Annotated in this window: 20 protein-coding genes; 13 read left to right on the top strand and 7 right to left on the bottom strand. The window is 64.8% G+C overall.

The window, feature by feature from the left end; translation table 11 throughout:
* Positions 1-9: 9 nt before the first annotated feature.
* The 7 genes from HU218_RS02610 to HU218_RS02640 all read left to right on the top strand — a co-directional run bounded on the left by HU218_RS02610 (position 10) and on the right by HU218_RS02640 (position 8352).
* Complete coding sequence (locus HU218_RS02610; protein WP_174873394.1) at positions 10-1458, top strand: phospholipase D-like domain-containing protein; 1449 nt, start codon at positions 10-12, stop codon at positions 1456-1458.
* A 17-nt stretch (positions 1459-1475) separates the two neighbouring features.
* On the top strand, positions 1476-1688 hold the full coding sequence (locus HU218_RS02615; RefSeq protein WP_174873395.1) for a hypothetical protein: 213 nt from the start codon (positions 1476-1478) through the stop codon (positions 1686-1688).
* A 465-nt stretch (positions 1689-2153) separates the two neighbouring features.
* Positions 2154-4412, top strand: coding sequence for an arginine/lysine/ornithine decarboxylase (locus HU218_RS02620; protein WP_174873396.1), 2259 nt, complete (start codon positions 2154-2156; stop codon positions 4410-4412).
* 108 nt (positions 4413-4520) lie between these two features.
* A complete protein-coding gene (locus HU218_RS02625; protein ID WP_174873397.1) occupies positions 4521-5237 on the top strand; it encodes a substrate-binding periplasmic protein in 717 nt (238 codons plus the stop codon).
* A gap of 127 nt (positions 5238-5364) precedes the next feature.
* Entirely contained in the window at positions 5365-6798 is a 1434-nt protein-coding gene (locus tag HU218_RS02630) for a sensor histidine kinase (RefSeq protein ID WP_174873398.1), read from the top strand.
* A complete protein-coding gene (locus HU218_RS02635; RefSeq protein ID WP_174873399.1) occupies positions 6795-7415 on the top strand; it encodes a response regulator transcription factor in 621 nt (206 codons plus the stop codon). Before HU218_RS02630 ends, HU218_RS02635 begins: the two co-directional genes overlap by 4 nt.
* 454 nt (positions 7416-7869) lie before the next feature.
* A complete protein-coding gene (locus tag HU218_RS02640) occupies positions 7870-8352 on the top strand; it encodes a GlcG/HbpS family heme-binding protein (RefSeq protein ID WP_174873400.1) in 483 nt (160 codons plus the stop codon).
* Positions 8353-8441: 89 nt separating this feature from the next.
* Here HU218_RS02640 and HU218_RS02645 read toward each other — a convergent pair whose 3' ends face one another.
* From HU218_RS02645 to HU218_RS02675, 7 genes are all read right to left on the bottom strand, one after another.
* Positions 8442-9587, bottom strand: a complete 1146-nt coding sequence (locus HU218_RS02645; RefSeq protein ID WP_174873401.1) for a trans-sulfuration enzyme family protein — start codon at positions 9585-9587, stop codon at positions 8442-8444.
* Positions 9588-9638: 51 nt separating this feature from the next.
* Positions 9639-10298 (bottom strand): amino acid ABC transporter permease, encoded by a 660-nt coding sequence (locus tag HU218_RS02650; protein WP_174873402.1) that lies wholly within the window; start codon positions 10296-10298, stop codon positions 9639-9641.
* A gap of 96 nt (positions 10299-10394) precedes the next feature.
* Positions 10395-11174, bottom strand: coding sequence for a transporter substrate-binding domain-containing protein (locus HU218_RS02655; protein WP_174873403.1), 780 nt, complete (start codon positions 11172-11174; stop codon positions 10395-10397).
* A gap of 119 nt (positions 11175-11293) precedes the next feature.
* Positions 11294-12097, bottom strand: a complete 804-nt coding sequence (locus HU218_RS02660) for a ferredoxin--NADP reductase (protein ID WP_174873404.1) — start codon at positions 12095-12097, stop codon at positions 11294-11296.
* A 139-nt stretch (positions 12098-12236) separates the two neighbouring features.
* Positions 12237-13619: an efflux transporter outer membrane subunit gene (locus tag HU218_RS02665; RefSeq protein WP_174873405.1), complete on the bottom strand. Its 1383-nt coding sequence runs from the start codon at positions 13617-13619 to the stop codon at positions 12237-12239.
* A complete protein-coding gene (locus HU218_RS02670; RefSeq protein ID WP_174873406.1) occupies positions 13609-16737 on the bottom strand; it encodes an efflux RND transporter permease subunit in 3129 nt (1042 codons plus the stop codon). The genes HU218_RS02665 and HU218_RS02670 overlap by 11 nt, the downstream gene beginning before the upstream one ends.
* Before the next feature lie 18 nt (positions 16738-16755).
* Positions 16756-17928: an efflux RND transporter periplasmic adaptor subunit gene (locus tag HU218_RS02675; RefSeq protein WP_246210703.1), complete on the bottom strand. Its 1173-nt coding sequence runs from the start codon at positions 17926-17928 to the stop codon at positions 16756-16758.
* 315 nt (positions 17929-18243) lie between these two features.
* Between HU218_RS02675 and HU218_RS02680 the strand changes: the two genes are divergently transcribed.
* The 6 genes from HU218_RS02680 (at position 18244) to HU218_RS02705 (ending at position 24364) form a co-directional block, all read left to right on the top strand.
* Positions 18244-18891, top strand: a complete 648-nt coding sequence (locus HU218_RS02680; RefSeq protein WP_174873407.1) for a TetR family transcriptional regulator — start codon at positions 18244-18246, stop codon at positions 18889-18891.
* 50 nt (positions 18892-18941) lie between these two features.
* The gene (locus tag HU218_RS02685) at positions 18942-19847 is read left to right on the top strand and encodes an ABC transporter ATP-binding protein (protein WP_174873408.1); all 906 of its coding nucleotides are present in this window, start codon (positions 18942-18944) and stop codon (positions 19845-19847) included.
* A complete protein-coding gene (locus HU218_RS02690) occupies positions 19847-20602 on the top strand; it encodes an ABC transporter permease (protein WP_174873409.1) in 756 nt (251 codons plus the stop codon). The genes HU218_RS02685 and HU218_RS02690 overlap by 1 nt, the downstream gene beginning before the upstream one ends.
* Before the next feature lie 67 nt (positions 20603-20669).
* Positions 20670-20915, top strand: coding sequence for a BolA family protein (locus HU218_RS02695; protein WP_174873410.1), 246 nt, complete (start codon positions 20670-20672; stop codon positions 20913-20915).
* 8 nt (positions 20916-20923) lie between these two features.
* On the top strand, positions 20924-22180 hold the full coding sequence (gene murA / locus HU218_RS02700; protein ID WP_174873411.1) for a UDP-N-acetylglucosamine 1-carboxyvinyltransferase: 1257 nt from the start codon (positions 20924-20926) through the stop codon (positions 22178-22180).
* Positions 22181-22384: 204 nt separating this feature from the next.
* Positions 22385-24364 (top strand): methyl-accepting chemotaxis protein, encoded by a 1980-nt coding sequence (locus HU218_RS02705; RefSeq protein ID WP_174873412.1) that lies wholly within the window; start codon positions 22385-22387, stop codon positions 24362-24364.
* Positions 24365-24528: the final 164 nt, after the last annotated feature.

The following is a 24528-nucleotide window of genomic DNA, read 5'->3' on the forward strand; positions in this document are numbered from 1 at the left end:
AATAAATAAATGGCATTTTTTCGACATACCCCGGCTGCTTCTCCCCTGTTCCGCCAAATGGCAGAACAGGCGCTGGCACGCTCCGCCGGCGCTCCGCTGGTCGCCGGCAATCAGGTAGCGCTGCTGTTTGATGCCGCGGCCAACTTTGCTGCCTGGCTAGCAGCGATCCAGCAAGCCAAAACCGTCATCCAGGTCGAGATGTACCTGTTTGCCAATGACGATTTCGGTCGCCAGCTGCGCGCCCTGCTGTGCGATAAAGCCAAAGCCGGAGTTCAGGTGTTCCTGCTGTATGACTGGCTGGGTTGCTGGCGCGAGCATTACCGCGGTTTCTTCAAGCCCCTGCTGCAGGCGGGCGCCCAGATCCGTGTCTGGCAGGCGCCAGGACTGGGGCGCGGCCTGCGCCTGCTGGGGCGTGACCATCGCAAGCTGATCATTGTCGATGGCGAGGTCGCCTTTATAGGCGGGCTGTGCGCCAGCTCGCGCTGGAATGACTGGCGCGATACCGGCCTGCGGCTGAGTGGCCCGCTGCTGTCCGATGCACTGGCCGCCTTTGCCGACAGCTGGGCGCAGTGCGGTGCGCCGCTGCAACTGCCACCGCTGCCGGCGCCGCAAAACTGCGGCGACATCGCCGCGCGGCTGATTGCCACCACCCCGGCCACGGCCAACCTGATGCGACTCGATTTGCTGATCGCCGGTTTTGCCCGCGAGCGGCTGTGGCTTACCGACGCCTATTTCATGGGTACCAGCGCCTATCTGGCGGCGTTGCAGAATGCCGCGCGGGATGGCGTGGATGTGCGGCTACTGGTGCCGCGTGCCAGCGATATCGGCTGGATTGCCACCGTATCACGCACCCAGTACCGCCCGTTGCTGGATGCCGGCGTGCGGGTGTTCGAATGGGATGGCCCGATGGTGCATGCCAAGACCGCCGTCGCCGATGACCGCTGGGCACGCATCGGCTCGACCAACCTCAATCTCTCCAGCTGGCTGGCCAACCGCGAAATCGACCTGGCGATCGAGGATGCCGGCGTGGCCGCAGCCATGGCGCAGCGCTTTCTCGTCGATCTGGACAACGCTACCGAGATCGTACTCGGCGGTCAGCGCCGCCGGCCGGTACCGGCGCGCCAGCGCGAGCGCCTGGAACGACTGCCATTGCGGCAGCAGGCGGTCGCCAGCGCCGCCGCCGCCGCGCGCCAGGCGGCCCGCATCGGCGAGGTGCTGGACAGCGCGGTACGCGGTACCCGCGACGTGGATGACAGCGAAGCCAGCGCCTTTCTCAGCATCGGCCTGGTGTTGCTGCTGCTGGCTATCGCCATCAGCGTGTTCCCCTACCTTGCCGCCCTGCCACTGACCGTGCTGTTGCTGCTGGCCGCCGCCAGCGTGCTACTGCGCGCCTGGCAGCTATACCACCGGCGCTGGCATAAAAAACAACACCCGCCGGCAGAAACGGACCGCCACTAGCCAGCCTGCGGCCAACCTTGGCACCGCAGCGCAGCGACAGCAGCACCGCGAAACCACATAGCCAAGCCATTGATTTGTATAAACAACAGAGCAAAGCAACGGATCAAAACCAACGCCTGCCCACCTGGCAGAAAGTAACAGCAGCGGTCAGCGCCACGGCAACAAAACATGCCATCAGGATGGCAGGTACGCCTACCGCCAGGCCGGACAAAGAAAAATCCGCGCTGTAATACTGCTGCGCAACATGAAGGCCGACAATGTCGCTACAATGCGCGCTTTCTTGGGTTATTCGAAGGTGTTTTCCGGTGCGGCCAACCTTGCCAGCCGGTAGACAACACCCTAAGCCGGCAGACGTGAAGGAGGCCCGCCTCCCAGTGCGCCCCGCGGTGCAAAGCGCCCCTTTTGTTCCGGTTGCAGCCGCCCCCCGATTCTGGCTGCCTCCGGGTTAAAACAACGCGCCTCAAGGCCAGCCATCCAGGGCGGCGGCATCACGTCGTACGTACAGAACTGTGCCCCAACGCGCACCGAGTGACATTTCCGGCCATGCCGTGAAAGCCGCCAGCGGCGTTACAGGTGCCAAAGACCATGCAGTTGCACCCTGCATGGTTCACGCTCTGCCCGGCAGTCTTCATGCAGCACCGGTATGTCCGAGTTTGGGCGAGTCCGCTCGCCCGCCAGCAACTAAGGACTCAGGTATGCGTTTTCACTTCCCCATCGTCATCATCGACGAGGATTTCCGTTCCGAGAACACCAGCGGCTCCGGCATCCGCGAGCTGGCCGACGCCATCAAGGCCGAAGGCATGGACGTCATCGGCTACACCAGCTACGGCGACCTGACCTCGTTCGCGCAGCAGCAAAGCCGTGCCGCCGGCTTCATCCTGTCGATCGACGACGAGGAATTCCACACCGAGGAAGACGCCGAAACCGCGCTGGGCGGCCTGTACGGCTTTGTCGCCGAAATCCGCCGCCGCAACCCGGACATTCCGGTGTACCTGTACGGCGAAACCCGCACCGCGCGCCACATCCCCAACGACATCCTGCGCGAACTGCACGGCTTCATCCACATGCACGAGGACACCCCGGAGTTCGTGGCACGCCACATCATCCGCGAGGCCAAGAGCTACCTGGACAGCCTGGCGCCGCCGTTCTTCCGCGCGCTGGTGAACTACGCCTACGATGGCTCCTACAGCTGGCACTGCCCGGGGCACTCCGGCGGCGTGGCGTTCCTGAAGTCGCCGGTGGGCCAGATGTTCCACCAGTTCTTCGGCGAGAACATGCTGCGCGCCGACGTGTGCAACGCGGTGGACGAGCTGGGCCAGTTGCTGGACCACACCGGCCCGGTGGCGGCGTCGGAACGCAATGCGGCACGCATTTTCAACTGCGACCACCTGTTCTTCGTCACCAATGGCACCTCCACCAGCAACAAGATCGTATGGCACAGCACCGTGGCCGCCGGCGACATCGTGCTGGTGGACCGCAACTGCCATAAGTCGAACCTGCACGCCATCATCATGACCGGCGCGATTCCGGTGTTCCTGATGCCGACGCGCAACCACTACGGCATCATCGGCCCGATTCCGAAAAGCGAGTTCTCGCTGGAGGCTATCCGCGCCAAGATCGAGGCCAACCCGTTCGCCCGCGAGGCGCTGGCCAAGAACAACGGCGCCAAGCCGCGCATCCTCACCATCACCCAGTCCACTTACGACGGCATTCTGTACAACGTCGAGGAGATCAAGGGCCTGCTGGATGGCGAGGTCGATACCCTGCACTTCGACGAAGCCTGGCTGCCGCACGCCAGCTTCCACGACTTCTACGGCGACTTCCACGCCATCGGCGAGGGCCGTCCGCGCTGCAAGGAGTCGATGATTTTCTCCACCCAGTCCACCCACAAGCTGCTGGCCGGCATCTCGCAGGCGTCGCAGATCCTGGTGCAGGACCCGGAGAACCGCAAGCTGGACACCATGAGCTTCAACGAAGCCTACCTGATGCACACCTCCACCAGCCCGCAGTACGCCATCATCGCCAGCTGCGACGTGGCGGCGGCGATGATGGAGCAGCCGGGTGGCCAGGCGCTGGTGGAAGAATCGCTGGTGGAAGCACTGGACTTCCGCCGCGCCATGCGCAAGGTACAGGGCGAATACGGCCGTGACTGGTGGTTCCGCGTGTGGGGCCCGGACACCCTGTCCGATGACGGCATCTGCGACCCGGCCGACTGGACGCTGAAACCGGAAGACAGCTGGCACGGCTTTGCCGGCATCGAAGACGGCTTCAACATGCTGGACCCGATCAAGGCCACCATCCTGACCCCGGGTCTGGCGCTGGACGGCAGCTTCGAAGAGCTGGGTATCCCGGCCGCCATCGTCACCAAGTACCTGACCGAGCACGGCGTGGTAGTGGAAAAGACCGGCCTGTACAGCTTCTTCATCATGTTCACCATCGGCATCACCAAGGGCCGCTGGAACACCATGATCTCGCTGCTGCAGCAGTTCAAGGACGACTTCGACAAGAACCAGCCGCTGTGGCGCGTGATGCCGGAATTCGTCGCCAAGTACCCGCAGTACGAGCGTGTCGGCCTGAAGGACCTGTGCCTGAAGATTCACCGCCTGTACGGCGAGCACGACATTGCCCGTCTGACCACCGAGATCTACCTGTCGGAAATGGCGCCGGCGATGCGCCCGGGCGAAGCGTTCGCCAAGATGGCGCACCGCGACATCGAGCGCGTGCCGGTGGACCAGCTGGAAGGCCGCGTCACCGCCGTGCTGCTGACGCCGTACCCGCCGGGCATCCCGCTGCTGATTCCGGGCGAGGTGTTCAACCAGACCATCGTCGACTACCTGCGCTTCGTGCAGGCCTTCAACCGCCAGCTGCCGGGCTTCGAGACCGACGTGCACGGTCTGGTGGCTACCGACATCGACGGCAAGAAGACCTACTGCGTGGACTGCGTCCGCGCCTGATCGCGCAGCTGCGGCGACATGCGGCCAACCTCTCGCGGGGTTGGCCGTTTTGTTTGCAGCCGCCGGCGCAGCGGTCATAATGAAACACCCACCCACGGAGTCCAGTTCGTGAAACCCCGGACCCTAGCCTGTTTGCTGAGCCTGGCCGCCCCCGCGCTCCAGGCCGCAGACCTTACCATCTATACCGCCGACTATCCGCCGCTGAGCATCGTCAGCGAGAACGGACGCAACAGCGGTATCGGCTACGACCTGCTGCAGCTGGCGGCAAAGCAAAGCGGCGTCAGCCTCGACATCCGCAGCGACCTGCCGTGGAAACGGGCACAGCAGACGACCCAGCAGACGCCCGACACCTGCGCCTATCCGCTGACCCGCGCCCCCGAGCGGGAAAAGCTGTACCTCTGGCTGGCACTGCTCAACCGCGGCGAACTGGCCCTGTTCACGCTGGACAATGGCGACGCCCCCGCATCCGTCAGTCTCGCCGCGGCGGCACGGCAACGCATCGTCGTGATGCTGGGTACCACCGCCGAGAACCGGCTGAAGGAAAAAAAGCTCAGCTACAGCACCACCCATACTCCCGGCGACAGCCTGCAGATGCTGCAGGATCATGCCGTGGACCTGTGGGCGGTGCATGATGTCGTGGCCCGCTACTTCGCCCAGCAGCAGCACGTAACGCTGCGCCAGGTACTGCCACTGGCGCACGCCGACTCCTGGCTGGGCTGCAGCCGCAGCACCAATTCGGCAGCGGCAAACCGGCTGGCGGCGGCACTGCAGCAACTGCAGCAGAATGGCGAAGCACGCCGCATCGCCCTGCGTTACTACCACTGATCGTCCTCCCCGCCGGGCAATCCCCCGTCTAAAGCGCCACGGTTGGCCGCACCGCGCCCCAGGCAGCGTGCAGGCTCCGTAGCGCTACGGAGGTTGCCGTGCCGCCACCGCTGCCATAATGCAGTGCATGAACATCCCCACCCTGCGCCAGAGCATCAGCTACTGGCTGCTCGCCAGCCTGCTGGGCGCGCTGCTGAGCGGCTGGTTTGCCCTGCGCGAACAGCAACAACGCTTCAGCCAGGACAGCAGTATTGCCCACCGCCTGTTGAGCCAGAAAACGGTACAGCACGAGGCGGTGCTGGCCACGCTGGCCCAGCTGGAAACGCCGCCGCCAGCGCAACCCCTGCTGGCCGGCCTGCAACCGGCCATGCCGCAACTGCTGGCCATCGGCTACTGGCAACACGACAGCTGGCACGGCAGCAGTGCCGCCCCCGCCGGCATCGCCGCCGCTTACCGCCAGGCGGCAAGCCAGCATCTCGCCCAGACCCTGCCGGCCGGCAATGGCCGCTACTGGCTGGTGGACGGCTCCGGCTGGAGTCTGCTGATCGATGCCCGCCTCCTGCTGGCCGGTAGCGACTGGCCGCCGGCACTGGCGCGCATCAGCCTTGAACTACCTAGCGGCGAGCTGGCCCTGCTGGCGCGCCAACCGCAACCGTTGCCATGGGGCTGGCCGCTGGCGCTGGACAAACGGCTGCCGGCCGCCAGCCAGCCGTTTGCCTTTCACAGCCGCAGGGTGCTGACGCCGGCCGAATGGCCGTGGACACAGTGGCTGGCGCTGTCGCTACTACTGGCCCTGCTGCTGGGCAGCATCCGCAGCCGGCTGCAGGTCCGCGCCCAGCGCCATCTGGCACAACAGCAGCTGCGCCTCGCCAACCTCAACCGGCTGGGGACGCTGGGGGAAATGGCCGCCGGCATCGCCCACGAACTGAACCAGCCGCTGACCGCCATCCTCGCCAATGTGCGGGCGGCCGAGCGCCTGCTGGACGACGATGACGAACGCGATAGCGTACGCCAGGCACTGCAGACCAGCGCCGCCCAGGCCCGCCGCGCCGCCGACATCGTTGGCCGCCTGCGCGCCATGGTGACGCAGCCGGGCAGTGGCGGCAGCCGCGCACTCGATCCGCAACCGCTGCTGGAGTCGCTGCTGGTGCTGCGCCACGACGAGCTGGCCGCGCGCCGGATTGCCCTCAGCTGGGATAACGCCAGCCCCGAGGCACGGCTGCAGGCCGAGCCGGTGGCGCTGGAGCAGATCCTGCACAACCTGGTGCAGAACGCCGTCGAAGCGCTGGGCAGCCGTGGCGGCCATATCCGCCTGCGCGGCGAGGCGCTGGGTAGCCGCTACTGGCTGACGGTCAGCGACGACGGGCCGGGCATCCCGCCCGAGCAGTTGCCGCAACTGTTCCAGCCCTTTTTCACCACCCGCGAAGGCGGCATGGGGCTGGGACTGAGCCTGAGCGAAACGCTGGCGCATGGCATGCACGGCCAGCTCACTGCGGCCAACCTGCCAGCCGGCGGCGCCTGTTTCACCCTGAGCCTGCCACTGGCCGAGGAGTCCCGATGACTGCCGACAAGCAATCCCCGCTGATCTACCTGCTGGACGACGACGACGCGGTGCGCGACGCGCTGGCGCTGCTGCTGCGCAGCGTCGGGCTGCGCAGCGAAGGTTTTGCCGACCCGCAGGCGTTTCTCGCCAGCCATGACCGCGGCGCCATCGGCTGCCTGCTGCTGGATATCCGCATGCCCGGCATGAGCGGACTGGACGTGCTGGAACAGCTGGCCAGCAGCGACTTGCCGGTGATCATGCTCACCGGCCACGGCAACGTGGACCTGTGCCGCCGCGCGTTCAAGAGCGGTGCGGTGGAGTTCCTGCAAAAGCCGGTGGACGACGACGTGCTGCTGGACGCGGTGCAGAAAGCGGTGCGCCAGCACATCGCCAGCCGCGAGCGGCAGGCGGCCACATTGGCCGCACGGCACAAGCTGGCGCGGCTGTCCGGCCGCGAGCTGGACGTGCTGCAGCGTATCGCCGACGGCCTGAGCAACAAGGAAATCGCCCGCGAGCTGGCGCTGTCGCCGCGCACGGTGGAAACCTACCGCGCCAATGTGTTCGCCAAGCTGGAAGTGGATACCCTGGCGCAGCTGATCCGCCACTACCTGGTGTTGCTGGCGGAGGGCATCTGACAAGCCGAGGGCGTCGAGATACCGCTGCAAACAAGCCTGCGGCCAACATTGTGAAGCGCCCGACTGCCCCACGGGGAGCGCCGGCAAAACAGGTCTGTGCAAGGTTTTAAGACGCTGCTTGAGCCGCGCGCCGTTAGCAAGCGGCGAATCAGCGGCGCCTTGCGCGGGCCTGTATTGCCGGGGTTTCGCGGACCATTGGGGCGAGCGGGGTCGCGAGGGGGCGGCGGCACGCCCCCTGGCCCGTCCGCCGGGCGGAACCGGCGACTTCAATCATTATCCGCGCAGCGGATTCCCCACCACCAAAACACGTTGGCCGCAAACCAGTCATGGCTTGCGGCCAACCCGGCCTCCGTAGCACTACGGAGGCCGCGGCGTAATCAACCGAATGTTGCCGTCGCCACCGATTGCCTACCATGAAGCCATCCCTCGCCCCACCACGAACAGGAGCTTCACCATGATCCGTACCACCTGCACCGCCCTGCTGCTTGCCACCGCCACCCTGGCCCAGGCCGCCCCGCTCACCGAACGCAATATCGCGCTGGCCGACGCGCAGAAACTGGCCAGCGACGCGGTAGCGCTGTGCCAGGCCAAGGGCTGGAACGTCGGCGTCAGCGTGGTGGACCGCGCCGGCAACCTGAAGGCTTTCGCCCGCGCCGACAATGCTGGCACCCACACCATCGAGGCCAGCCGCGCCAAGGCCTTCACTTCCGCCTCCGCCAAGGCACCGACGCTGGCGATGATGGAAAACGCGCAGAAGAATCCGGGTGCGGCCAACCTGACTGACATTCCGGGCTTCCTGTTGCTGGGCGGCGGAGTACCGCTGAAAGCCGGCAACGAGGTGATCGGCGCCATCGGCATCGGCGGCGCCCCCGGTGGCCACCTGGACGAGCAGTGCGCGCTGGCGGCCATCGACGCCAACGCGGCGCTGTTCAAGTAAGCCGCGTGCGGCCAACCTTGGCCGCAGCGCCAAAGCACAAGGCCACGCCCGATGGGCGTGGCCTTGTGCTTTTCATGCTAAACGCCGGCTCAGTCCGCCAGCGCCTGTGCCAGATCGGCGAGGATGTCGTCGATGTCTTCGATACCGATAGACAAGCGCAGCTGGCCGTCGCGGATGCCCAGCGCCGCCTTCTGCTCCGGCGGCATGCCGCCGTGCGACATGGTGTAGCTGTGGTTGACCAGCGACTCCACCCCGCCCAGCGACTCGGCCAGCATGAACAGCTGCAGCTTGCCGGCGATGCGGCTGGCGGCGGCGCGGCTATTGTCTTTCAGGTAGACGGTGACGATGCCGCCGAAGCGACGCATCTGGCGACGGGCCAGCTCGTGCCCCGGATGCTCCGGCAGGCCGGGATAGAACACCTTGTCGATGGCCGGATGGTTCTGCAGGAAGGCCGCCACTTTCTCGGCATTGTCGCAGTGGCGTTCCATGCGCAACGCCAGGGTCTTGATGCCGCGCAGGGTCAGGAAGCAGTCCTGCGGCCCCGGCACCGCGCCGGCGGCGTTCTGGATGAACTTGATCGCCTTGAAAAGCTCGGCATCGCTCACCGCCACCAGCCCCAGCAGCACGTCGGAATGGCCGCCCAGATACTTGGTGGCGGAATGCACCACGATGTCGGCGCCCAGAGCCAGCGGGTTCTGCAGGTAGGGGGTAGCGAAGGTGCTGTCCACCGCCACTTTCACGCCGTGCTGGTGGGCGATGACCGACAGTGCAGCGATGTCCACCAGGTTCAGCAGCGGGTTGGTCGGCGATTCCAGCCACAGCAGCTTGGTGTTGCTGCCGATCAGCGCTTCAAGGTTGGCCGCAGCGGTCAGATCGGCAAAGGTCACCTTGATGCCCTGCGCCGCCATCACCTTGGTGAGGATGCGGTAGGCACCGCCGTACAGATCGGCCACGGCGATGACTTCGTCGCCCGGCTGCAGCGTGGCGCGCAATACCGCGTCCACTGCCGCCATGCCGCTGGCGAACGCCAGGCCGTGCGCGGCACCTTCCAGCGCCGCCAGGTTGGCTTCCAGCACCGCGCGGGTCGGGGTGCCGGTGCGCGAGTAGGCAAAATCCAGCTGCTCGCCGACTTCGTCATGCGCAAAGGCGGAGGTCTGGTAGATCGGCGGCATCAGCGCGCGCTGGTGGCCGTGGTAGTCGTAGCCGGCATGGACGGCCTTGGTGGCGAATTTCATCGGCAACTCCGTATTCGGTGAACTTGCGGCCAACGTTGGCCGCAAGCTGGATCAACGCTGGTAGGCGCGCTGCAGTTTGATCTCGACCCGGCGCTGCACCTGCTCGAACACCGCGCTCAGCACCCAGTAGATGGCGGCGGCCATCAGGTACAGCGGCAAGGGCTGGAAGGTCTGCGCGATCAGGTCCTTGGTCGACATCATCAGCTCGGAGACGGTAATCACCGACACCAGCGAGGTATCCTTGATCAGCGAGATCAGGCTGTTGGCGAGGCTGGGCACCGCCAGACGCAGCGCCTGCGGCGCCACCACGTAGCGCATGCCTTGCCACCAGGACAGCCCCAGCGACAGCGCGGCATCCCACTGGCCGCGATCGACGCCGGCGATGGCGCCGCGCAGGCTTTCCGACAGGTAGGCGGCCACGTTCAGCGTCAGCGCCAGCACGCCGGCGGTCACCGGCTCGAACTCGATGCCGACCGACGGCAGGCCGTAATAGATCACGAAAATCTGCACCAGCAGCGGCGTGCCGCGCATGGCGCTGACGTAGAACGCCACCAGCTGCGACAGCAGCGGCACGCGCGCCACCCGCAGCAGCGCCACCACAAAGCCCAGCGCCAAGCCCAGCACCATGGAGATCACCGCAAAGAACAGTGTCAGCCCGGTACCCTTGATCAGCACCGGCAGCGCGTCTTTGGCCAGCTCCAGCCAATCCATGTTGTTCCCTTCCCGCCGCCGGCAAGCGGCCGCGTAGCGTGTTCTACAAATACAAACGCCTCCGCACGACGCGGAGGCGTGGTTCAACGGCCGATTTTAGCGTGCGGCCGGTGCCTTCGATACATCAATACCGAACCACTTCACGGAAATCTTCTTGAAGCTGCCGTCCTTGTACATCGCGTTCAGCGCGCCATCGATGGCGGCCTTGAACTTGGGGTTACCCTTGGCAAACGGGATACCCATCGAGGTGGTGCCGCCCACCGGCGCGCCGGCTTTCAGCGGCAGCTTGGCTTCTTTCAGCGCGAACGGGATCAGCAGGCTGTCGTTGATCGCCGCATCCACGCGACCCAGCGCCAGATCCTGGAAAATCTCGGCGGCAGACGGGTAGAACTTGGACTCGATGCCGCCCTGTGCCTTGACCATGTCGGCGTAGTTGCTGCCCTGGGTCACGCCCATCTTCTTGCCGGCCAGGTCGGCCAGGCTCTTGAAGCTGCGGGTCTCGTTCTTGCGCACGATCAGCTGCGCGCTGGAAATGGTGTACGGCACGGAGAAGTCGAACACTTCCTTGCGCTTGTCGGTGATGGACACCTGGTTCAGCACCACGTCGAACTTGCCGCCCTGCAGGCCGGCCAGCAGGCCGCTCCATTCGCCGGTAATGAATTCCGGCTTCAGCTTCAGTTTCTTGGCCAGCGCATCACCCAGTTCCACTTCGAAACCGGTCAGCTTCTGCTCTTTGTCCTTGAAGTTGAACGGCGGGTAGGTGCCTTCCAGCGCGATCTTCAGGGTGCCGCGCTGTTGCACGGTATCCAGCAGGTCGGCGGCGAATACGTTGGCGGTCAGGCCCAGCAGCGACAGGGTCAGCAGTGTCTTCTTCATTGTTATTCCTTAAAGCTATTGATCATTGAATCAATAAAACAGACGGGACTATAGCAAAAAACGCCGGCAGCCCGAACGAACATATTTGACTATACAAATGCAACCGTGGAATAGCACGGTTACCAGCCGTTTTCCAGCACCACCTGCCCCGGTGCGGCCAACCTTGCCAGCCGGCAACCCTGCTGCTGCAGCTGGCGGTAGGTATCCATCACCATGCGCGGGTTGCCGCAGATCATGAAGCGCGACTGTTCCGGGCTGATGGTGAGCCCGGCAGCCGCGGCCAGCGTGCCGTCGGCCAGCAGCGCCGGAATACGGCCGGACAGCGCGCCCGGCACCGTCTCGCGCGTCACCACCGGCAGGTATTGCAGCTTGTGGCCGTAGGCATCGCCGTGCAGCGGGTGATCGCGCAGCGCGGCGATCTCGTCGCGGTAGGCCAGTTCGATGCCTTCACGCACGCAATGCACCAGCACGATATGGGCAAAGCGCTGCCATACATCCTCCTGCTGCAGGATGGACAGATACGGCGCCAGCCCGGTACCGGTGGCCAGCAGCCACAGCTGTTCGCCATCCGGCAGCCGGTCGACGGTAAAGAAGCCGGTGGCCTTGCGCTCCAGCAGCACGCTGTCGCCCTCGCCCAGCCTTGCCAGCCGGCTGGTGAACTGCCCGTCCGGCACCACGATGGAGTAGAACTCCAGGTACTCGTCCCACGGCGCCGACACCATGGAGTAGGCGCGCCACACCATGCTGCCATCGTCCAGCACATGACCGAGACGGGCGAACTGGCCGGGCACGAAGCGGAAGCCATCCGGCCGGCTCAGGCGGAAGCTCAGCAGTTTGTCGCTCCAGCGCCGCAGCCAGCTGATGCGCTCGACCGTGAATTTGTCGTCCTGGGTGACGACGGCAGTGGGCGAAGTGCTCGACATGACCAATATCCGACTAATTTACTCGGATAATCATCACCCAAGCGCCGCAGGATTGCAAGCCGCCACGCCCGCATTTCCGCAGCCAGCCATAAAAAAGGCCACCGCGAACGGTGGCCGGTGTCTGGCTGACGCTGACGGGTTAACCCGGCTGCCAGCCGCCACCCAGCGCGGTGTACAGACTCACCGCCGCCTGCAGCCGGGCCAGGCGGGCATCGGCCAGCGACTGCTCCAGCTGGAACACGCTGCGCTCGGCATCCAGCACTTCCAGATAGCTGCTGTAGCCGTTGTCGTAGCGCAAGCGGGCCAGCCGCAGCGCTTCGCGCATCGCCTCCAGCTGCTTGCGCTGTGCCAGCTCGGTCTCGCGGCTGCTGCGCACTGCGGTGAGCGCGTCCAGCGTGTCGGCAAACGCCGACTGCACTGCCTTCTCGTAGCCGGCCAGTGCCTGCTTCTGCCGTGCGCTGGCGGCCGAGACATCGGCGGCGATGGCGCCGTTGTTGAAGATTGGCGCCGCCAGATTGCCGGCAAAACTCCACATCTGCGCCGGGCCGCTGAACAGCTGCGACAGCTTGTAGCTCTCGCTGCCGATGCCGGCCGACAGGCCGATGCTGGGGAAGTAGGCCGCACGCGCCACGCCGATACGGGCGTTGGCCGCAATCAGTTGCTGCTCGGCCGCGGCGATATCCGGACGCCGCAGCAGCAGGTCGGATGGCAGATCGCCCGGCACGCTTGGCGCTTCCGCCAGCCGCTCCAGCGGCTTGCCCCGCGCCGGAGCCTGCAACAGTTCGCGCGGCGCGCGGCCCAGCAGTACCGCCAGCGCATGTTCGCTGCGGTCTACCGCCTGGCTGAGCTTGGGCACCGCCGCCTGTGCCGAAGCCAGCTCGGCTTCCGCCTGCTTCAGCTCCAGCTCGGAGGTCATGCCGCCGTTAAAGCGCTTCTGGCGCAGGCGGAAGCTGTCTTCGCGCCCCTGCAGCGTGGCCCTGGCGGCCGCCAGTTGCGCGTCGTACGCCAGCAGCTGGAAGTAGGCATTGCTGACCTGGGCCGCCAGCGACAGCCGCGCCGCCGCCAGCGTGTATTCGCTGGCCGACAGGTTGGCCGTCGCCGCCTCGCGCTGGCGCGCGAGCTTGCCCCACAGGTCCAGCTCCCAGCTGGCGTTCAGCGCCGCGCTGTACTGGTTGCCGATGGCACCGGCGCCGCTGCTGTACTGCGACGTCTGCGCGCGGGTGGCGCCGGCATTGGCGGTGACCTGCGGCAAGCGGCTGGCGCGGGCGCTGCCCAGCGCCGCCGCGGCTTCGTCCACGCGGGCCGCAGCCTGTTGCAGGTCGCGGTTATAGCGCAGGGCCTCGTCGATCAGCGCATCCAGCTGACGGTCGCCGAAGCTCTGCCACCAGCGGGCTTCCACCTGCGGCAGCGCCTTGCCGGCCGGCAAGGCCAGCTCGGGACGCTGGTAATCCGGACCGACCGCGGCGCAGCCGGACAGCACCGCTGCCAGCAACAGCGGCATCAGGGCGTGTTTAGGCGTCATGCTCGGCTCCTTCCTGTTTCTGCTTGCCTTGACTCAATTGCATGATCAATTTGAAGAACAGCGGGATGAACAGCGCGGCGATAAAGGTGGCGGCCAACATGCCGCCAATCACGCCGGTACCGATGGCATGGCGGCTGGCGGAGCCGGCACCGCTGGAAATGGCCAGCGGCACGCAACCCAGGATGAAGGCCAGCGAGGTCATCACGATCGGACGGAAGCGCAGCTTGGCCGCCTCGATCGCCGCCTGCCCCAGCGGCATGCCCTCTTCCATCTTCAGCACCGCGAACTCCACGATCAGGATGGCGTTCTTGGCTGCCAGGCCGATCAGCGTCACCAGTGCCACCTGGAAGTACACGTCGTTGGCGAGACCGCGCAGCCAGGTAGCCAGCAGCGCACCGAACACCGCGAACGGCACTGCGGTCAGCACCGCAATCGGCAGGCTCCAGCGCTCGTACTGTGCCGCCAGGATCAGGAACACCATCACCAGCGCCACCACGAACACCATCGACGACGATCCGCCGGTGGATTTTTCCTGGAATGCCGAGCCGGTCCATGCCAGCGTGTAGCCATCGGGCAGCACTTCCTTCGCCACCTGCTCCATCGCCGCCAGCGCCTGGCCCGAGCTGTAACCCGGTGCCGGGCCGCCGACGAACTTGGCGGACGGGAAGGCGTTGTAGCGCTCGACGATTTCCGGACCGGTGGTCTGCTCCACGGTTACCAGCGAGGTGAGCGGAATCATCTGCCCGCCACTGGAACGCACGAACACATTGGACAGGTCGGACACGCTATCGCGGTAGCTGGCCTCCGATTGCAGCTGCACGGTAAAGATGCGGCCAAACTTGCTGAAGTCGTTGACGTACAGCGAGCCGAAGGTGCTGCTCATGGCATCGAACACGTCGCTCACCGCCACACCCAGCGCCTTGGCCTTGTCGCGGTCCAGCTTCACGTTGAGCTGCGGCACGTTGGCCGAGAAGGTGGTCTGCACCCCGGCCAGCTCCGGCCGCTTGGCGGCTTCCTGCATCAGCTTCTGCGCCATACCGGCCAGATCGCCGGAAGTCGCACCGGCTCGGTTCTGCAGATAGGCTTCAAAACCGCCGGTAGACGACATGCCGGAGATCGGCGGCGGGTTGAAGGCCAGCACCAGCCCTTCCGGTACGCGCATGCCCTTGCCGAACACATCGCCGACCACTGCCTGTGCCGACAGCCCCGGCGCCTTGCGCTCGTCCCACGGTTTGAGGGTGATGAAGGTCACACCGGTATTACTGCGGTTGGAGCCGGACAGGATGTCGAAGCCGGCAAAGCTCATCACATCCTTCACCGCCGGGTTGGCCGCAATCTGCTTGTCGAAGCTGTTCATCACGCCCAGCGTGCGGTTGATGGCGGCACCGTCCGGCAGGATGGTGGCGGCAATCACGTAGCCCTGGTCTTCTTCCGGCGCCAGCGACGACGGTACCAGCTTGAACAGCCACACCGAGGCGCCGATCAGCACGCCGAACAGCAGCAGCGCCAGCAGCGCACGGCGCAGCAGGAAGGCCACGCCACGGCTGTAGCGACTGGTGAGGCGATCGAAGAAGCGGTTGAAGCCTTCAAAGAAGCGGTTGCTGTGCTGGTGCTCCGGCTTGAGCATCAGTGCGCACAAGGCCGGGGTCAGCGTCAGCGCCACGATGCCGGAGATGGTCACCGAGATGGCGATGGTGATGGCGAACTGGCGATACATCTCGCCGGCGATACCGCCGAGGAAAGCCACCGGAATGAACACCGCGCACAGTACCAGCACGATGGCCACCACCGGACCGCTGACTTCCTTCATCGCCTGCAGGGTAGCCTCGTACGGCGGCTTGCCCTCCTGCATCATGATGCGCTCGACGTTTTCCAGCACCACGATGGCGTCATCGACCACGATACCGATGGCCAGCACCATACCAAACAGCGTCAGGGTGTTGATGGAATAGCCCAGCAGGTACATGCCGGCAAAAGTACCGATGATGGACACCGGCACCGCCAGACCCGGAATCAGCGTGGCACGCCAGTTCTGCAGGAACAGGTATACCACCGCGAACACCAGGATCATGGCTTCGGCCAGGGTCTGCACCACCTCGTGAATCGACACTTCCACAAAGCGGGTGGTGTCATACGGAATCACGTAGGACAGCCCCTGCGGGAAGCGGGTGGACAACTCCGCCATCTTGGCTTCCACCGCCTTGGCGGTGTCCAGCTGGTTGGCCCCCGGCGCCAGGTTGATACCGATCGGAATGGTCGGCTTGCCGTTGTACTTGCCGTAGAAGTCGTAGGACAGCGCGCCCAGCTCGACCCTTGCCACGTCCTTCAACCGCACCTTGGCGCCTTCGCTGCCGGCGCGCAGGATGATGTTCTCGAACTCGGCGGCGTCGGTGAATCGGCCCTGGGTAGTGATGGTGTAGGTAAAGTCCGGCTTGCCCTCGGTCGGGGTGGCGCCGATCTTGCCGGCGGCAAACTGCGCGTTCTGCTCGCGGATCGCCTTGGCCACATCGCTAGGCGTCATGCCCAGCTGCGCCAGCCGGTCCGGCTTCAGCCAGATACGCATCGCGTAGTCCTGGCCGGCAAAGTTGGTCACCTGCCCCACGCCCGGAATACGCTTGAGCTCGTCCACCACGTTCAGCAACGCGTAGTTGCTCATGAACAGGGTGTCGAAGCGCTGGTCCGGCGAATACAGCGCCACCACCTGCAGGAAGGTTGCCGCCTGCTTGCGCACGTTGACGCCCTGGCGACGGACTTCTTCCGGCAGCGAGGTCAGTGCCGACTGCACACGGTTGTTGACGTTAATCGCCGCCTGGTCCGGATTGGTACCGATCTTGAAGGTGACGGTGACCGTCAGCCGGCCGTTACTGGCACTGGTCGACTGCAGGTACAGCATGTCGTCCACGCCGTTGATCGCCTGCTCCAGTGGCGAAGCCACGGTTTCGGCAATCACCTCGGCCGAGGCGCCCGGATAGGAGGTGGTAATCGCCACCGATGGCGGCACGATCTGCGGGTACTGTTCGATCGGCAGCGCGCGCATGCCGAAGAAGCCGGCCAGCACGATGATGATGGACAGTACAGACGCGAAGATCGGCCGGCGGATAAAGAAGGCTGAGAACATAGTGTCTGCTCCCCCGCCTTAGCCTTGCGCCGGCGCCGAAGCGGCCTGTGCCGGATGCGGTGCCACGGTGGCGCCCGGGCGCAGCTTGATCAGGTTATCCACGATCACCTTGTCGCCTGGCTGCAAGCCGCTTTCCACGATGAAGCCACCGTTGGCCGCAGGGGTCTCGGCCAGCTGCAGCGGACGCGGCTCGACCTTGTTGCCCTTGCCCGCCACCCACACCAGCTTGCCTTGCTGGGTGGACAGTACCGCCTGCTGCGGCACCACCAGCGCATTGACACGCACCGCACCCTTCAGCTCCACGCGCACGAACTGGCCGGCACGCAACAGGTTCTGCGGGTTGGCAAAGATGGCACGCGCCGCCGAGGTGCCGGTCGCCGGATCGATGACGCGGTCGGCAAAATCGATCACGCCGTTTCGGCCATACGGGCTGCCATCCGGCAGCTTCAGCGATACCGTGTAGCGGTTGCCGGCCGGCAGGCGCAGCTTGCCTTCCCGTGCCAGTTTCTGCGTCTTGAGTACGTCGTTATCCGACAGCGAGAACTTCACGTAGATCGGATCGAGCTGCGAGATCTTGGTCAGTAGGCTGTCGCCACCGGACTGTACCAGGCTGCCTTCGGAACGCACTTCGGCACTGGTAACACCGGAAATCGGCGCGGTCACCCGAGTGTAGTCCAGGTTGATCTGCGCCGCCTTCAATGCGGCGCGTGCCGCTGCCACCGATGCCTTGGCGGTTGCCAGCGCGGCGACGGCATCGTCGCGGTCCTTCTGGCTGACGGCGTTTTCCTTGAACAGCGGCAGCACGCGGTCGTAATCCTGCTGCGCGCGGATCAGGTTGGCTTCCTGCAGCTTCAGCGAGGCATCCGCCTGCTCTACCGCCGCCTGGTACGGCGCGTGGTCGATCTGGAACAGCAATTCGCCGGCCTTCACTGCCGCGCCTTCGGTATAGGCACGTTTTTGCAGGATGCCGGAAACGCGGGCGCGGACTTCCACTTCACGCGAGCCGCTGGTCTGTGCCACGTACTCGGTGGTAACCGGCACGTCGGCCGGTTTCATTTCAACCACGCTCACCGGCATCGGCGGCATGTTGCCGCCAGCGGCGGCGTGCTCGTTCTGTTGTTGGCCGCAAGCGGCAAGCAGTGCGGCCAACGGCAGCAATACCAGCGTGTGTCGAGGCTTGATGGTTATCACGAAGGGCTCCTTGATGGGTGAGGGTCCTGATAGTGGTGCTTGATGTGCGAAGCGTTGGACGCAGCAAGCAGCCTGCCGGGCAGGCGCTCGCGGGCATGCTTTACCGTAGTTCAGAGCATTGCCGCCGTCATGGCCGTATCTTGCCACCCTTGGCACAAAAATTCATGCCATTGGCAACTGGCAACAATAAAGACATTGGCAGCAGCGTAAAGATGGCAAATAATACATACATTCATGTACGTATGTAAACAAAGCGGCTGCGCTGCCTGGCATTTATCGCTATCCTTACGCCCGCACAAAAACCCTGTCACCATCATGGCCCGCAAGACCCGAGAAGAAGCCGAACAAACCCGCCACCTGCTCCTGGATACCGCCGAACGCGTGTTCTGGGAAAAAGGCGTGGCCGCCACCTCGCTGGCCGACATCGCTGCGGCGGCGGGCGTGACGCGTGGTGCGATCTACTGGCACTTCAACAACAAGCTGGATCTGTTCACTGCCATCTGCGACCGCATCATGCCGGAGCTGGAGGAGATGGAAAGCGTGCTGCTCGACAGCCGCCTCTCCCCTGCCGCGCGCCTGTGGCAGCACGCCAGCACGCTGTTTGCGCTGGTGCGCGACAACGAGCGCCTGCGTCGCATCTGCGGCATTCATCACCTCGGCTGCGAACAGGTCGGCGAAATGGCGCCGCTGCTGCTGGAACAGATCAGCTGGACGCAGGAAAAGCAGGCCCGCTTGCAGCAGGTACTGGAGGATGCGGCCAGCGCCGGCCAGCTGCGCGACGGCATCGAGCCGCGTCTGGCGGCACTGGGGTTGCACTCGCTGTACGGCGGCCTGTGCCACACCTGGATGATCAATCCGGAAGACAACACTGTTCACCAGTATATCCATGCACTGATAAGCCCTTATTTTGTAGGGATTTTCCGTGACAGCTGCTGGCTAGCAGAGCCTGCAGCGGAACACTGATTCGCGTATACTGCCCGGCTTTCCCGCATTTACAGCCCCATTACACCCAAATGAGCCACGCGATTAGCATCGAGTCGGTCAGCAAGCGCTTTGGCACGCTGCAGGCACTGGATGACATCAGCTTCACGGTTGCCCACGGCGAGTTCTTTGCCCTGCTTGGCCCCAACGGCGCCGGCAAAACCACCCTGATTTCCGCCATGGGCGGCCTGTCGCGTCCCGATAGCGGCCGCATCCGCATCATGGGCCACGATGCCGTCAGCGATACCCGCGCCGCGCGCATGCAGCTGGGGGTGGTACCGCAAGAACTGGTATTTGATCCTTTCTTTACCGTACGCGAGACGCTGGTATTCCAGTCCGGCTACTTCGGCATCCGCCACAACGATGCCTGGGTAGACGAGCTGCTGTTCAAGCTCGGCCTCCCCGACAAGGCCAACACCAATATGCGCGCGCTGTCCGGCGGCATGAAGCGCCGGGTGATGGTGGCGCAGGCACTGGTACACCGCCCGCCGGTGATCGTGCTGGATGAACCCACCGCCGGCGTGGACGTGGAGCTGCGCCAGAGCCTGTGGGCATTCGTGCAGGAGCTGAACGACGCCGGCCACACCATCGTGCTGACCACCCACTATCTGGAAGAAGCCGAGGCGCTGTGCAGCCGCATCGCGATGATGAAGAAAGGCCGCCTGATTGCGCTGGAAGCCAAAGACAAACTGCTGGCGCACAGTGCCAGCCGCGAAATCTCGCTGAAGCTGTCCGGCCCGCTGCCGGCAACGTTGGCCGCCAGCTACCAGGCGCGCGAGACCGACGGCCGCCAGATCCTGGTCCTGCCCGACATCGCCCGCCTGGAAGACGTGTTGCGCGAACTGCGCCTGGCCGCAGTGGAAGTGCGCGAGCTGTCGGTACATGAAACCGATCTGGAGCAGGTATTTGTGGAACTGATGCATGGAGGCAAGAAGTGATGCAAGGCTTCCTGACCCTGTTCAAGAAAGAGATCCTGCGCTTCTGGAAGGTTGCCTTCCAGACCGTGGCCGCGCCGGTGCTGACCGCCCTGTTGTACCAACTGATTTTCTCGCATGTGCTGTCGCGCCATGTGGAGGCTTATCCGGGCGTCAGCTACACCGCCTTCCTGATCCCGGGCCTGACGATGATGTCGATGGCGCAGAACGCCTTCGCCAACAGCTCGTCCAGCCTGATCCAGTCCAAGATCACCGGCAATATCGTGTTCCTGCTGCTGCCGCCCTTGTCGGCGCTGGAGTTCTTCGGCGCCTACCTGCTGGCGTCGGTGGTGCGCGGTATGGTGGTCGGTGCCGGCGTGCTGCTGGTCACCGCCTGGTTCGGTCTGCCGCTGCCGGCCAACCCGCTGTGGGTGCTGCTGTTCGCCGCGCTGGGTTGTGGCGTGCTGGGCACGCTGGGCATCATCGCCGGCATCTGGGCCGACAAGTTCGACCAGTTGGCCGCTTTCCAGAACTTCATCATCATGCCGCTGACTTTCCTGTCCGGCGTGTTCTACTCCATCTCCGGCCTGCCGCCGCTGTGGAAAGCCGTGTCGCATCTCAACCCGGTGTTCTACATGATCGACGGCTTCCGCTACGGCTTCTTTGGCCAGGCCGATGTGTCGCCGTGGTTGGCCGCAGCGGTCGTGGCAGGCAGCTTCTTGCTACTGTCCGCCTGGGCCTTGCATTTGCTGCGCAGCGGCTACAAATTACGCCAATAACAGTGATACCGGCAGCGCGGCCACTTGCCGCGCGCCTATAACAATAGCTTTCAGACAGGATTACCCAATGGTTAGTGCTACTTACATTCAGGACGTTATCTGCGCCGGCCTGGCCTGTGACTACATCAAGGTCAATGGCGATGACGGCACCCATTTCGACGCCGTGATCGTCAGCCCGGAATTCTCCGGCCGCAATCGCGTGCAGCGTCACCAACTGGTTTACAAGGCGCTGGGCGACCGCATGCGTGCGGAAATCCATGCGCTGTCGATGAAAACGCTGAGCCCGGAAGAGTGGGCACAACAACAAGGCTGAATCGAATAATGGACAAACTGGTCATCCAGGGCGGCACCGGCCCGCTCAATGGCGAAATCCGCGTCTCCGGCGCCAAGAATGCCGCGCTGCCCATCCTGTGTGCCGGCCTGCTGACGGCCGACACGCTGAAACTTGCCAACGTGCCGATGCTGCGCGATGTGTTCACCACCCAGAAACTGCTACAAGGCATGGGCGTGCGGGTAATGACCGACAACGTGCAGGAAGTGGAAATCACCGCCGCCAGCCTGGATACACTGGTGGCACCGTACGAGCTGGTGAAAACCATGCGTGCGTCGATCCTGGTGCTGGGCCCGATGCTGGCCCGCTACGGCGAAGCCACCGTCAGCTTGCCCGGCGGCTGCGCCATCGGCAGCCGTCCGGTGGATCAGCACATCAAGGGCCTGGTGGCGATGGGGGCCGAAATCTCCATCGAGCACGGCTACGTGAAAGCCAAGGCCAAACGCCTGCGCGGCGCGCATATCGTGATGGATATGGTCACCGTCGGCGGCACCGAGAACCTGCTGATGGCCGCCGCGCTGGCCGAGGGCACCACCATCCTGGAAAACGCCGCACGCGAGCCGGAAGTGGTCGATCTGGCCAACTGCCTGGTCTCCATGGGCGCCCGCATCCAGGGCATCGGCACCGACAAGATGATCGTGGAAGGCGTGGAACGCCTGCACGGCGCCGAATACTCGGTAATGCCGGACCGTATCGAGGCCGGCACCTTCCTGGTGGCCGGCGCCATGACCCAGGGCCATGTGGTGCTGCGTAATGCCGCACCGCGTGCCATGGACGTGATCCTCGACAAGCTGGCGGAAACCGGCGCCATCATCGAATGCGGCGACGACTGGATTTCGCTGGACATGAAGCGCCGCCCGAAAGCCGTTAACGTACGCACCATGCCGCACCCGGGCTTCCCGACCGACATGCAGGCGCAGATGATGACGCTCAACACCATCGCCGAAGGCGCGGCTGTAATGACCGAAACCATCTTCGAAAACCGCTTCATGCACGTGCCGGAACTGAACCGCATGGGCGCCAATATCGAAGTGGAAGGCAATACCGCCATCGTCAAGGGCGTGGACAAGCTGTCCGGTGCCACCGTAATGGCCACCGACCTGCGCGCCTCCGCCAGCCTGGTGATTGCCGGCCTGGCCGCCGAAGGCGAAACCGTCGTCGACCGCATCTACCATCTGGATCGCGGCTACGAGCACATCGAAGCCAAGCTCAACGGCGTTGGTGCCAATATCAGCCGCGTCAGCTGATTCCGGCCCGCGAAAACCACAGCAAAGCCCCGCAAGGGGCTTTTATTTTTTTAAACGAACAGATAGCTCTTTGCTGAAAACCATCCCGCGTTTACCATAATTTGATCAAACAAAAATAAATCACGGCCAACATTGGCCGAAAATCGCCTAACCAAGCAACTGGATAGACATAGGCATTGATTAAATTAAACACGGAGAAACAGCATGCCCAAGAGTATCAAGGCCAAGCTGCTGACGGGGGCCGGCCTGCTGGTACTGATCGGTTTTGCCGCCATCACCGGCCTCAACAGCTGGCTGGCATGGCAACAGGCTGAAGACAGCGTCTTGCAACAGGCCCGCACCCAGGCCCAGGGCGAGGCCAACAAGCTCAGCATGATGCTGGAGCGCAGCTACAGCGCAGTGGAAGGGTTGGCCGCCGCCATGCAGGCCGTGCCGGACAGCGGCGCGCCACAACCACGACAACTGGCCAGCACCCAGACCCGCGCCCTGCTGCCGCAGCACCCGGAAGCGGTCGGCATCTTCACCCTGTGGGAACCAAATAGTCTCGATACCCGCGACGCGGAGCTGGCCGGCAAGCCGGAGAACGGTGCCAATGGCCGCGCCGGCGTGTACTGGTATCGCAAGGATGGCCAGGAGGGCGTGGTGTGGGGGGCCGATAATGTCGATGGCGACGAGTATTACGCCGGACCGAAGCGCCTGCAGCAGCCGGTATTGACCGAGCCATACGAGGACCGCGACATCAAGGTACTGATGGCCACCCTGTCCTACCCCATCATGCGCAACGGCCAGTTTGTCGGCGTTGCCGGCCTGGATATGGGGCTGGGCAAACTGCAGCAACTGGCCAGCGCGGTGCAACCGTATGGCGACGGCTATATGACCATCTACGCCAATAGCGGGCTGGTACTCGGCGCACCGGACAAAACCGCCGTCGGCAAGCCCGACAGCACCCTGCCGGAAGCCGCGCGTACGGCCATGGCCAGCGGCCAAGCTTACGACTATCGCAGCGACGGCGTGTTGCACTTCATCCGGCCAATCCAGGTTGGCCGCACCGCCCATCCGTGGGCGCTGCGCATCTCCATCCCGCAGCACAGTGCCTTTGCCGACACCCGCGCCGCCATCATCAAATCCGCGCTACTCAGCCTGGCCGCGCTACCGGTCATCCTGCTGGCGCTCGGCCTGCTGCTGGGCCGGTTGATCGCACCACTGGGCCGCCTGCAAACCGCACTAGCCGAACTGTCCGGCGGCGATGGTGACCTGACCCGCCAGCTGGAAATCCGCGGCCAGGATGAGATCGGCGCCTCGGCCGGCGCCTTCAACCGCTTCAGCCAGTCGCTGCGCCAGATGTTGCTGGAAGTGCGCGAGCGCACCGAGCAAGTCCATGACGCGGTAGCGGCACTGGCCAGCGAAACCGCCGACATCAGCGCCCACTCCGGCCAGCAGGCCAGCGCGGCCACCTCGACCGCCAGCAGCGTGGGGCAGTTGTCCAGCAGCATCGGCCGTATCGCCGAGGCTGCCGGCCAGGCCGAACGCGCAGTGCTGGAAGCCGGCGACGAAGCCGAACACGTTGCCGACAGCGTACACTCCACCGCGCGCGAGATCGGCAGCATCGCCGGCACCATCCGCAGTGTCGGTAGTGTGCTGGAGCATCTGGAAAACCGTTCCGCCGAGATCAGCAGCATCGTGCAGGTCATCAAGGACATTGCCGAGCAGACCAATCTGCTGGCGCTGAACGCCGCCATCGAGGCGGCGCGCGCCGGCGAACAGGGTCGCGGCTTTGCGGTGGTGGCCGACGAGGTACGCAAGCTGGCCGAACGCACCGCCGCCGCCACGGTGGAAATCGCCGGCAGCATCCGCCAGATTCAGGACGAAACCGCCAGCGCCAGTGGCAGCATGGATGCCGCCATCCAGCAGGTAGAGAACGGCGTGATGCTGGCGGAGCGCGCCGCCGGTGCCATCGAGCAGATTCGCGAGCACAACCGCGGCGTGCTGGGCACCGTCACCGACATTGCCAGGGCCACCGCCGAACAGTCCGGCGCCAGCCGCGAGATTGCCCAGCACATCGAGCATATCCACGCCATGACCGATGACACCGATGCCTCGCTGCGGCACGCCAACAGCGCGGTAGGCGAGCTGCGCCGGCTGGCGGACGAACTGCAGGCGCTGCTGGCCCGCTTCCGGCTGTAACCGGGTTGGTCGCACCCTGCGGCCAACCCGGTTACAAAAAAAAGGCGCTGCATCAGCAGCGCCTTTTTTCACCCAGCCAGACTGGTTACAGCCCTTCGAAGGTGCACACGGTGAAGAGCGGCACCTGCGCATCGCGCATCAGCTGGCCGCCACCCAGCTCCGGC

The sequence above is a fragment of the Vogesella oryzae genome (assembly GCF_902829295.1).
Classification (GTDB): Bacteria; Pseudomonadota; Gammaproteobacteria; order Burkholderiales; family Chromobacteriaceae; genus Vogesella; species Vogesella oryzae.